General features: G+C 70.3%; 10 protein-coding genes. 3 read left to right on the top strand and 7 right to left on the bottom strand.

Annotated elements, in window-relative coordinates; all coding sequences use genetic code 11:
* From AB0J08_RS39635 to AB0J08_RS39620, 4 genes are all read right to left on the bottom strand, one after another.
* A partial coding sequence (locus AB0J08_RS39635; protein WP_360644402.1) for a DUF6009 family protein occupies positions 1–648 on the bottom strand: 648 nt, incomplete at its 3' end.
* Positions 649–1,148: 500 nt separating this feature from the next.
* Positions 1,149–4,106, bottom strand: coding sequence for a helix-turn-helix domain-containing protein (locus AB0J08_RS39630; RefSeq protein WP_360644399.1), 2,958 nt, complete (start codon positions 4,104–4,106; stop codon positions 1,149–1,151).
* A gap of 9 nt (positions 4,107–4,115) precedes the next feature.
* The gene (locus AB0J08_RS39625; protein ID WP_360644396.1) at positions 4,116–4,292 is read right to left on the bottom strand and encodes a hypothetical protein; all 177 of its coding nucleotides are present in this window, start codon (positions 4,290–4,292) and stop codon (positions 4,116–4,118) included.
* Positions 4,293–5,220: 928 nt separating this feature from the next.
* Positions 5,221–5,370 (bottom strand): hypothetical protein, encoded by a 150-nt coding sequence (locus tag AB0J08_RS39620; protein WP_360644393.1) that lies wholly within the window; start codon positions 5,368–5,370, stop codon positions 5,221–5,223.
* Between the two features lie 220 nt (positions 5,371–5,590).
* On the opposite strand from AB0J08_RS39620, the gene AB0J08_RS39615 reads away from it, so the two are divergent.
* Positions 5,591–5,833, top strand: a complete 243-nt coding sequence (locus tag AB0J08_RS39615) for a hypothetical protein (RefSeq protein WP_360644390.1) — start codon at positions 5,591–5,593, stop codon at positions 5,831–5,833.
* Entirely contained in the window at positions 5,830–6,201 is a 372-nt protein-coding gene (locus tag AB0J08_RS39610) for a fic family toxin-antitoxin system, toxin component (protein WP_360644387.1), read from the top strand. The genes AB0J08_RS39615 and AB0J08_RS39610 overlap by 4 nt, the downstream gene beginning before the upstream one ends.
* A gap of 118 nt (positions 6,202–6,319) precedes the next feature.
* Here the strand turns inward: AB0J08_RS39610 and AB0J08_RS39605 are convergent, their stop codons facing one another.
* Both AB0J08_RS39605 and AB0J08_RS39600 read right to left on the bottom strand, forming a co-directional pair.
* Positions 6,320–6,634 carry a hypothetical protein gene (locus AB0J08_RS39605; RefSeq protein WP_360644384.1) on the bottom strand — a complete coding sequence of 105 codons (315 nt, stop codon included), beginning with the start codon at positions 6,632–6,634 and terminating at the stop codon, positions 6,320–6,322.
* 504 nt (positions 6,635–7,138) lie between these two features.
* Positions 7,139–8,680: an SMI1/KNR4 family protein gene (locus AB0J08_RS39600; protein WP_360644381.1), complete on the bottom strand. Its 1,542-nt coding sequence runs from the start codon at positions 8,678–8,680 to the stop codon at positions 7,139–7,141.
* 399 nt (positions 8,681–9,079) lie between these two features.
* Here AB0J08_RS39600 and AB0J08_RS39595 point away from each other — a divergent pair, with 399 nt between their 5' ends.
* On the top strand, positions 9,080–10,177 hold the full coding sequence (locus tag AB0J08_RS39595) for a hypothetical protein (protein WP_360644378.1): 1,098 nt from the start codon (positions 9,080–9,082) through the stop codon (positions 10,175–10,177).
* 259 nt (positions 10,178–10,436) lie between these two features.
* Here AB0J08_RS39595 and AB0J08_RS39590 read toward each other — a convergent pair whose 3' ends face one another.
* Positions 10,437–10,643, bottom strand: coding sequence for a hypothetical protein (locus AB0J08_RS39590; RefSeq protein WP_360644375.1), 207 nt, complete (start codon positions 10,641–10,643; stop codon positions 10,437–10,439).
* Between the last annotated feature and the right edge of the window lie 100 nt (positions 10,644–10,743).

The raw sequence follows: 10,743 nt of genomic DNA, 5'->3' as shown, positions 1-10,743 counted from the left end.
GGCTCGACCGGCACACCGCCGATCACCAGGAAGAATCCTCCGTCGCCCTGGCAACGTGATCAACCCCCGAAGGACTTCCGGAGCCAACCACTTAGGGAGCGTTATTCCGAGTTCGAGCATGGCGGGTGAGGCGGGGCCGCCTTCGGAGCGCTCGGTCTTGTAGCCCTTGACACCGGGGGCGACGGTGCGGGGGTCAACGGCTTCGGAGGGGGCTCCGGTGGCGTAGAGGCCGTCGGGGTCCTGGTCTCGGTCGTGGGGCAGGAGCCAGAAGACGCGGCGCCGGAAGGTGCCGGAGGCGCGGGAGGCCTTGGCGTCGGGGCCGAGGAGGGCGTAGCCGATGACGAGTCCGGCCGGGCCGCAGGAGACGCCGGCACCGAAGTCCGGGTTCGCCCGCCACCAGGTGGTGAGAAGGTCCTGGTCGAGGGTGGCCGCGTGGAAGCCGTGGCACCAGCGTCCTGCCTCACGGCAGGAGCAGGCGGCCGGGTCGTGGTGGGCGTGCTGGCACGGGGGGCAGTTGGCCGGCGGGGTCTTGCGGCCCGGCGTCAGCGGGTGAACCGGCCAGCCCTGCGCGGCGCACCAGCGGGCGACGGCCAGCGACCGGGGCTGAAAGCCCGCTCGGTCGCTCGCCACGGCCTTCGGCGCCGTCACGCTGGTCCCTCCCCATAGTCGGTAGCTGTTGAGTGCTGAGTCGCTTCCCCGACAGCTGGCACGTTTCCGCAGGTCAGAGACTCCCGGAAGGCAAATCAGCGACTCAAGCGACTCAAGTTCAGAACATAGCCCACACAGGGTAGCCGAGCAGAGGATCTGCCACGCGCACCCTCCGGCTGCGCCGGGGAGCAGCGACCGGGGCCTGCGGCAGCGACTGAAAAAGTTCAGTCGCTGCCGCCCAACGAACTCACATTTTCGCAGGTCAGAGCGTTTTCCTGACGAAAACAGCGACTGTAGCGACTCAAGCCCGGGTCTATGACGCACACGCGCACACGCGAATGTCTTCATATATCAGACCTTCGGTCGCTTCGGTCGCTGTTTTGCATCCCACATAGCCTTTGACCTGCGCGTTTCTCCAGCGACTGACCGCCAGCGACTGAGGTGACCAAGTCCTCCGGCTGGGTCGCTTCCGGCGTGTCGCAGGCGCGACTTGTCCCCCGTCACAGGCCTTCGGTCGCTTCAGCCGCTTCGATCGCTGCCGAAGCCTCTCTTCCCGGCCTCTCGTTCTCCTCACACGCCAGCAGCCGAGACTGCAGCCGCAACGCGTACTTGGCGGAGTACTCACTCCCCTGCTCTGCAGCGCGCAGGTACCAGACCAGCGCCTGTTCAGGCATCCCGGCTTCGCGCAGGAGATCTGCCATCTCCCGGACAGCCCGTGGGTCCTTGTCTTCAATGCGCCGGTGCAACCACGCAACGGCGGCTTTGAGGCCCCGGTGCTTGCGAAGCAGCCACACCGACTCCCGGTAGGCGTGCCACTCACCGGCGGCAGCGGCCTTTGTGAACGCGGCGACCGCCTCGTCCAGAAAGCGCTCGTCCTGTTCGCACTTGTCCCGCAGGACCAACCCGATCTGCATGAACGCGGCCACGTCCCCACGGTCGGCGGCCTCCTGCAACCACGACAGAGCCTCATCGGGTTGTCCACTGGACCGGTACAGGTTCGCAACCCGCCAGAGAGCCCCCAGGTCAGGGTTCTGCTCCTTGGGCTTCCTCTGCTTCTCGGCTTCCTCGAGGTAGATCTCCAGCGCCTCCCGCCGCCGACCCAGTTCCACCAGCAGGTCGGCGAGCGGCAGCACACTCTGGCGGTCCCCGTGCCGGACCGCGGCCCGGTACATGATCACCGCCTCATCGCCCCGCCCCAGTGTCTGCAGCCGCCCCGCCGCCTCCCGCCAGGCACCCGGCTCACCGGCCGATCCCGCATCCGCGTAGAACCTCAAGGCCCTAGTTGTGTCCCCCATCTCCCACAAGAGGTCGGCCGCCTCCTGCAGGGCCACAGGCTTCCCCCCTGCCGCACAGTCACGAAGCCAACTGACCGCCTCCTGCGCCCGCCCGCTGCGCCGCATGAGAGCGGCCGCCGCCCGGAGAGCACGGCTGCTACCACTCGCCAGCGCGGCCTGCTGGTAAACCCGGATCGCCTCGTTGTCCTGTCCGGTCCCCAGCAGCCGCCGAGCGGCCGCCACCGCGGCGTCCGGATCGCCCGCCTCCGCCAGGGTCCGCAGCCAGGAGATCGCTTCCTGCGGCTCGCCGCTCTCGGTCAACAACGTTGCCGCCGGCTCGATGGCCTGGCTGTCGCCAGCCTCGGCCGCCCGCTGGTACCACGCGGCCGCTTCCTCCAGCCGACCCGATTCCTGGAGCAGTGCCCCGCCCATGAACAAGGTGTCGGTGTCCCCCTGCTCGACAGCCGTGTGGAACGATTCTGGGGCCAGAATCGGATAGGCCTTCCTGCTCGTCGCGAGGAACTTCGGCACCGCACCGCGGGCATTGTCCCGGGCCGTCGCCAGCCGCTCGTCGAGATCGGCCAGGTCCGCCAGCCGCGCAAGTTCCGCCTTCGTGAACCTCGGCGACACATCCACGACCGCGTCCTCGATCAGAGTGCGCACCACGGTGTCGGCCCCCGGAGTCAGGCCGCCGCTGCGGGTCAGGACACCGGCGGTGGCGGAGACCGTCCCGATCACCAGGACCGGAGCCCGACGGGAGTCGTGCAGCACGTTCCCGAGCTCGGCCTGCACCGTCCCGGCCCCCCGGTACTGAACAGGGTCCAGGTACCGCTCCACCCGGTCCAGCCAGACCACCGTCCTCGGACCGGCCTGGGCAAGCCCCTGGACGACCTGCGTGCCGTCGAACGGATCTGCCGGATGCCACAGCCGCCAGCCGGCGGGAATCCCCCGCAATGCCTCCCAGCAACTGCGCGTCTTGCCCGCCGCCTGCGGTCCTCGGACGATGACCATCCCACTCCGGCCGGCGACCGCCCTGCCAACGACGGCCTCGATCGCCTGGTCGTGCTGACGCCGGACGTACGGAACCAGGGCAGGCAGCGCCCTGCCGCCCCTCGGCAGGACGAACGCCTCCCGCACGCCCAGCGCCAACGGATCCGCCTCACCGACCGCGCACCCATACGGGCGCGCTGCAGCGGCCTGAACCCACAACTCCCTCGCCTGCTCGGCCGCCGACGCCGGGTCCAGCCCCGCCATCACGGCCAGGATCCCGGCGACCGCCACCGCGTCCTGCTGCAGCCCGAGCTCCGCCGACCACAACAACCGGTTCACTCTGTCCCGTCCGGGAGCCGCTTCCAGAGAATCGTTCAGCAGGACGGCGGTGGCGATGTCGTCCAGGGACGGCACACCCGCCCCCAGATACAGCTGGTACAGCCGGTCCTTGAACTCCTTCACCGGCCCCGGCCGGACCCACGCCCGGGCCCGAGGCCTCCGCCCTCCTTGCCCTCCACGCGCACTGCCGGCGGCCGGAACCGGGGACGCCGCAGACGGGCCCCGCACCGGCGACGCCTTGCGCGATGAGCCCCCGACCGTCCCTGCCCGCACCCGCGGCCGTCGACCGGGCTGAACCCGCCTCCACACCTCCTCCCAGACTTCGGGCCCGTACCCCGCAGCCGGCGACCCGTCGAAGTCCCCGATCACCCGCATGAAGACACAGAACACGGTCTCGGTGGGAACCGCCCCGGGACGCATCGCATCACCCAGCGTGCTTCGCGACAGCACAAGGCCCAACGCCCTGGCACGCTCCTCCACCAACCGCAGCGACTTGCCGCTCAACGCCCGTGCCGCGCGCATCAGCTCACCGAGCTGGTGTACCTCGCACACCGCATCCGGCTCCACCCACCGCACCCCGGAGAGCGACACCTGCGACGGCGTCCCCTCCCACAGCCGCTCCGCCTTCCGAAGATCGGACGAACCGGCCCCGCACGCCTCGACATACGCCCGCACCACTTCCAGCCGCGGCCGCCGCTCCCCCGAATCCGCCCGGCACAGCGTCGCCGCCGACACTCCGCACACCCTCGCCATCGCGTCATAGGTCTTTCCGCTGCGCGCGCTCAGCTCCTGGAGGAAGCGTGCGAGATCCTCCGCGACCGCACCGGGGGCAACCGCCTTCTTCGGCCTTCCCACGTGGCACGCTCACCCGCGCCGACGTCCAGCGGCCACAGCCGCCACAAGCCGCCTCACCAACTCGCCCGCCGACAGCACCGCGGTGCTCGACAGCGCGATGACGGCCTCCGTCGACAGCCCAATGGCCGCCAGCACCACGACGGCCGCGAGCACCGCGACAACCAGCAGAACCACGGTTGCCGGCACACCGCCGCCCTCGTCACCCGTACTACTAGGCCCACGTCGCACACCCATCCGAACCCCTCCCGAGCCGCAGCCCCGATGCTTCGCGCCGACGGGAGCCGCTGCCCCTGCCGGTCTGGGGCGCAAGTCTTGACCACCCAGCAACCCGGCGCGGTCAAGAGGACCGACGATTTCGCCAACCTTCTGCAAGAAACTTCACCGAACGCGATGGATCACCGCAGATCAGGACCCTGTCGTGATCCCCCAGGACTCCGTCTGGCAGCCCCCGTCCGGCTTTTGCCCTGGCGCGCACGCCGACTTCGGCTTTTTGCGCGACTGTCCGGAATATGACGCAACAAAACGGCACCCCTGCTAGAGCATTTCCGCAGGTCAGTGCCATAACAATCCATTGGGTCCCGAAATGGTGTCCGGTCTGCGGCCGCCGTATCCGGGACAACGCCACCGTCCGCCACGCCGGTCAGGCCAGTAGCGCTACTTCTCTCGGTCGGGGCCCATCACCACCGGAACCATGCCGACCCTGTTCAGGGGACCGGCGAACGGCCGTCCCACCCGCAGCTGCTCGGGAAGTACCTGCGGATGCTCCCGAACCACACGGGCGGGTGCGGACCAGGACCTCCGCCGACCCGGACTCGAGGACTTTCCGGTCCGAGCGCGAGTGGATCGTGCTCGAGGACCTGAGAGGCCAGCCGGCGGGGTGCCTGGATGACCGGCACCCCGCCGGCTGGAGAACCCCGGCAGGGCTGTGCGAGCCGTCGCCGAGCGGGGCCTGTGGGACCTGGCGCCGGACGATTTCTCGATGGACTCGCCATCGCCGATTCCCGGCCGGGATGGGCGGCGCGGATCACCTCGCTCGGCCGGACCGTCCTGACCTGCCGGACGCTCCAGGAGAATCCCGCCCCCACGACGGAACCGGCTCCGGTCCCGACAGGGATCAAGGTTCGCCCGGCAAGTCCGTGGCCGGCGAGACATCGGGGTCCCAGAAGCCGTCAGCGTTTCCGGTGAGGACGCGGCCGGCCAGGGGACTTGTGATGCCAAGAAGCACCAGGTCGACGCAGCCCGCCTCGATGATGGGCAGGAACACGTCACCTCGGTGGGGCGGGCCGCCGGCAAACGTGAACCCCCACGGGCGGCCCGGCTCCCGCCACAGCCAGCTTTCTACATCGCGCGGCCTTGGCCGCTGCCGGAGCTGGTCGTGCTGCCTGCGGACAGCACTGGCTGGCGGTCTCGTCCGGAGCCCGGGGGGCCACTGAGGGATCTGCCCCCTGGTTGTAGCGGCCTGTAGGAATCGCTACGCTGCGGTCATGAAGCAACTGAACGTGCGGTTGGACGACGAGGCGCACGAGGCTCTCGAGCAGCGCGCGGAAGCCGCCGGGATGTCCCTGCCGGACTACGCGCGCAAGGTCCTCGCCGAGGAGGCCGACGAGCGACGGGAGCGGTTCCTGACTGCGGCCGCGCACTTCTCCCAGGCGTGGGCGCCGGCCTTCGAGGCCGAGTTCGGCCCCTACCCGCACAGCGGGTGTTCCGACGCGGCAGATGTCGCGTGATCCTGCGCGTCGACCGGACCTGGCTGCTGGACATCGCCCACCAGTTCCTTCCCGCCGATCCGGACATCACCGACTACGGCACCCTCGCCGCAGCCGTCGCCCGCCACCTCGACGAGGTCATGGACGTACCCGTCTACGGCGCCGTCCACCAGCGGGCCGCGGCACTCATGCACCAGCTCATCCGCGTACCCGCCCTCGAGTTCGCGAACGAGCAGTTCGCTGCGGTCGTCGCCGCCTCCTACCTCGCCGGCTCCGGCGTCATCGTCACCGCCGAACCGAAACAGGCCGTCGAACTCGCTGGTCGGATCCGCAACGGACAGGCCGACGTCCGCGAAACCGCCACCGCCATCCGTACCTGGTACCGCTGACGAACGTCACCCCCGGCCCCCGTACAGGGCTCGGCGCTGACGGAGACAGGGAGAGGCTGGCCCACCGAAGGCGGGATGTGTCCCCTCAGGCTGAACGGAGTCACTCGGCAACGGCTGCCTACAGGCCGATGTCCTGGGTGGCGGCGTCCTCCAAGGCCTGGGCGTCATAGTCCGCGAAGACGGGGAGCCGGCCTCGTGGCCGGACTGGGTGCGGGTCGGGCCGCTTGCCCGCCTTGATGCTCGTGGTGATCAGCCCGGTCCGTTGGGAGTGCCCGGTGAGCCGAGCGTCGAGCCCGGCGCGTTGGGCGGTGCGGGTGATGACGATCCGACAGTCATCCGGGGACAGCCGCCCGGTGCCGAGGCGGCCCCACTGGTCGACCGGGCGAAACGCCGGGCCGCCGTTGAGGCCAGCCGCGGCGCGCCAGGCCCGCACCGGGCAAGTCTCCTCCTGTCGGCGTAGGCGATGACCACTGCCCGGCCGGGACGGCCCTTCACCGAGGGCACGGAGCCCCGCAGTCGCTCGGCCTCCGGCACGATCCCCTCGTCGTCGAGGCCGCTCACCTCAGAGGCCCGCCCCGCGACGGCGAAGGAGATCAGGGTCAGGGCCCGGTCGCGAGCCGCGCCAGCTCAGGCAGCTCATACTCCTGGCGCCGCCGGCGGGAACTGGCCGGCCGGGGCACCAGCGGGTCGGCGGTGGTCATCGCTCGCGGCTGCGCGAGGGTGGACGCGACCGCCCGGCCGCGGCCAGTGCGTATGCGGTCCGGGTCGAGGCGGATCGGCTTGAGTGCCTACCGGGCCGCCAGGGTCGCTTCCTTCGGCACACTTTCGACGTCGGGCCTCCACCGTCACCCCGGTGATCCGCCGGTCAATCGTTGAGGGAGCGGCCTCGACGACCTGGTCAAGCCGCACCACGAAGCCGACCAGGTTGGTCACAGCGTTAGGCGTCCTCGGCAGTGCCGGAGAGGCGGTAGGCGGTGGAGGTGTCGACGCCAAGGGCAGCAAGCAGGTCCAGGGCGGCGGTGAGCGGCGGGGCTCCGGCCAGGCGGGCGGCGGCAAGGTGGGCGGGGAGGCGGCCGGCGGCGATCAGGGCTATCCACTGGGTGGCGGAGAGGGCGAGGTAACGCAGGCCGGGGAGGTCGGCCAGCAACGCCAGGTCCGAGGTGTGGCAACGGGACAGGTCGAGGGAGCGCAGCGCGGGAAGGGTGCGCAGCGGGGCGAGGTCGATCGGGGTCTGGGAGCCGACGGCGAGTGAGGTGAGGTGCGGATGGCCGGTGAGTGGGGCGAGGTCGGCCTCGGCGGCGAGGTCTACGGCCAGGTCCTCGACGGGGAGTGCTACCAGGGGGGACAGGTCGGTGGTGGCGCAGCGGTTGAGGTGCAGGCGCCGCAGGTGCGGGGTGGCGCAGAGCGAAACGAGGTCAACGGGTGACGGGGCGTCATTGAGGTGGATCGCCTGGATGCCCGGCGCGAGCCGCTCGTCCAGGGCTGAGACCACCAACTGGCGCGAGTCATCCCCGAACTGCTGCGGGGCGTGAGGATCTGGCAGGCCGAGAGCCTGGCCGAGCCAGGCGGTGATGGAGGAAGCCACGTAGCGGGGGCCGTCGTTGAAGTCGCGGCCGACCTCGATCACCTGACCGGGGCGGCCGTCCGCGGCTGGCGCGAGGTCCACGGCGAAGAAGTTGCCGTCGCAGCGGGTGGCGAACGGAAGCCAGCCTGGGTGCCCCGAGCAACGGCGCACCGTGTTCGGTGGGTCGGCGTCGAAGACCACCTTGCGCCAGCCGAGCTCCCAGCCGAACCAGGTCGGCACGCCGATGTAGTTGTCGCACTGGGCCAGCGCCCCGGCGAGCGACGGCCAGGCGTACCCGGCCAACGCCTCGCTGTCGCCGTCCCCGTCGGCCTCCAAGTAGAGCGCCCGCAGGTCCGCGGGCAGCGGCCGGTCGAGGTGGCGCTCGGCGGCGGCGAGCTGCTCCTCGGTGACGGGCGCGGGCATCGTCGGTTCCGTGCCGGAGCGTTCGGCGTGTTGTCGGAGGACGGCCTGTAGCCGCTCGACCGCCTCGGTCGGGTCCCCGGTCTCGCGCAGCGCGGATGGTTGTGCGTCGTCGGCCGCGCCTGGTTCGGATGGTGCGAAGTCGGGGTCGAGGGTCAGTGTCCAGCCGTCCTCGGGGCCGCTCCCGGGCTGCAGCGTGTCCTGGAACACCACGAGTTCGAAGGCGCCCGACGGGCGGCAGGTCAACTCCAGGGCCATGGCTTCCCAGCCATGGCTGTCCCGGAACCGGGAGGCCAGGGAGGCGAGGCTCTGGTGTGGGAACGGTACCCGGAAGAAGGAGCCCGGACGGCTCGGCGCCACGTACCCGCCGCCGGACAGGCCGACGCCGAACTGGCTCGCGTGCCCTCGCAGCACGCACTTCGTCCAGCCCTCCGGCGCCTGCGCGACGACCGCTGCCGTGATCTGCCGTATCGCCTGTTCTACCGTCAGGTCCATGCCTGCTCCTCTCTTCCGCACTTTTCGGACGATCATGTCAGCAGGCTGCGACAGAGCTAACCGCAGACGGTGTCGACGGGCCGCTGCTGCCGCCCAGATGTGGGGAGGACCTGCTCGCCCACGCCGAGGCGCGGCTTGGTGGCCCAGGCCGGGGAGTCGGCGAGGACGCGCAGGGTGCGGGTCTCGGAGTCGTATCCGGCCGGGCCCAGTGCTGGGTGGCTTTGTTCATGAGAACGGACAGCAGGTGTTCACCACTTCGGGAGGCACCAGAGCGCGTCGAGGATTCGAACGGTGATGCTTCCTGCGGTGGCCGCGCTCGGCCCAGCAGCGGATGAAAAACACGTTGGCCGGTCTGCTGCGGAGCTGCGACGATGCCTTGCTTTCTCCAACGGAGGACATTTGTTCGTTTTCGTGTGCGCGGGATGCGGCGCCGAGCTGACCATCCCCTTGTCGCAGGTCGCGCTGCCGGTCCACGCCTATCAGAAGTACGGGAACGGCACTCAGCTTCCGGTGCTCATGGAGTCGGGCACGTTCGCCGTGGACCCGAAGCCCTCGGGGCCACCGTGGCGGAAGTGGGAGGAGATCGATCCGGACGAGGCGACGGCCCGCGGCCTTTACGCGCCTGTCTACGCCCTCTCCGATGGCGCGGCCGGCGCGATCGTCATCGCACCTGGCGACGCCTGCGGCACCGTGCTGGTGCCGGAGAAGAGCGGAGGCTATTGCTGTGGCCTTGACGGAGGAGACGGCCCCAACATGGCTTGTGAGGCGTGCGGCCTGCCGGTGGCGAGCCGGATCGACGACTGCTCTCTCTGGCAAGCCGTATGGCTCGTCCCGGATGCAGTGCGCCGCCTGCCCGTCGAGGGCGCTGATCCTGCAACGCTCTCGTGGGAAGAGCTGGTGGAAGAAGGGGAAGGCACGCCGCCGTTCGAGCCGATTGCGAGGTGGGGATCGCGGTGGGGGACAAGCCACTACTGGTCGTGGAGCCCGCAGTGGGAGGCGGCAGCCGGCCGGGCGCTCGCCCACCTGCTGGCGGCCTCGCAAGGCGGACCGGTGACCGTCCCGGACGGCCTGGCTGTGGAAGTGTTCCAACGCGCCCTCGACGCCCTGCTGCCTGCTGGTCCATCGACGCGGCGGGCTGTCCTGGCCGGACCGGGACAGCCCGTTCCCGGCGCGGACGCTGACATCCTCCTCGTCCCGACCCATCCGCAGACGGGGGAAGTCTGGACCGCCGCCGGCTCGGCGTACCTGGTACCACTGCCGTTCGGGGTGTGGCGGTGGCTCGCCCGCCCCGAACCGCACCTGCCCGTCCCCGCGTCGGGCGGCATGCCGAAAGGCGTCCTCCGCGACGATCCGCCCATGCCGCGTGCCCCCTACTTGTTCCGGGCCGATTCGGGGGTGTTCCAGGACACTCTGGTTCGGCTGCCAGCCGTCCGCAGCCCATGGCTCCGCGCCATTTCCGACAACCTCATGCAGCACATGCGCGCGGGCCTCTTCTAGCCAACCTGACAGAGGCGCCGGCACCCACCCTCTGCGGCTGCCGCAATCGAACAAGGTCGGGCAGTACCGCCTCCCAAAGTGGTGAACATCTGCTGTCCGTTCTCACAGATAAAGCCAGCTGGGCGTTTTCGGCGCGGGCCAGGCGTTCGGCGACGGCTTGCAGCTGGCACGGCGGCTGGCCGGAGCCCGGCCCGGTTACCTGGGTGGTAGCAGGGAACCGAGCCGGTGTTCTCAAGACAGGTCGACAGGAACATGATCGTCATCGGGACGGCGTGCTGTCGCTGCGGGGGCGGGTGCCAGCCCGCCGGGCCCGGTCCTGGGCTCGCATCCGGGAGACATCGAACGCCGACACCGCCGGTCGCGATGAATCCGGCACGGCCTCGATGCGGCGCCGGCGGCGGCCTGCGGCCAGCCGCTCGGCCTGGTCGGCGGGCAGGGCCAGGCCCTGGGCATAGCCGTTCTTCACCAGGAGTACTGAACTTGATTGCGTGATGTCGGCTGTTGCTGAGCTCAGCCGTCCATGATCAGTCCGGTCTCGGTGAGGCAGGCGTCGATCAGATGGGCTC

This window comes from Kitasatospora sp. NPDC050463, from assembly GCF_040655255.1.
GTDB lineage: Bacteria > Actinomycetota > Actinomycetes > Streptomycetales > Streptomycetaceae > Kitasatospora.
Note: the sequence above shows the minus strand (reverse complement) of the source record. Positions and strands in the feature narration are given on the sequence as shown.

Coding starts and splice junctions, on each gene's coding strand:
- AB0J08_RS39615 (WP_360644390.1), top strand. CDS start 5,591: ATGAAGCAACTGAACGTGCGGTTGGACGACGAGGCGCACGAGGCTCTC.
- AB0J08_RS39600 (WP_360644381.1), bottom strand. CDS start 8,680: ATGGACCTGACGGTAGAACAGGCGATACGGCAGATCACGGCAGCGGTC.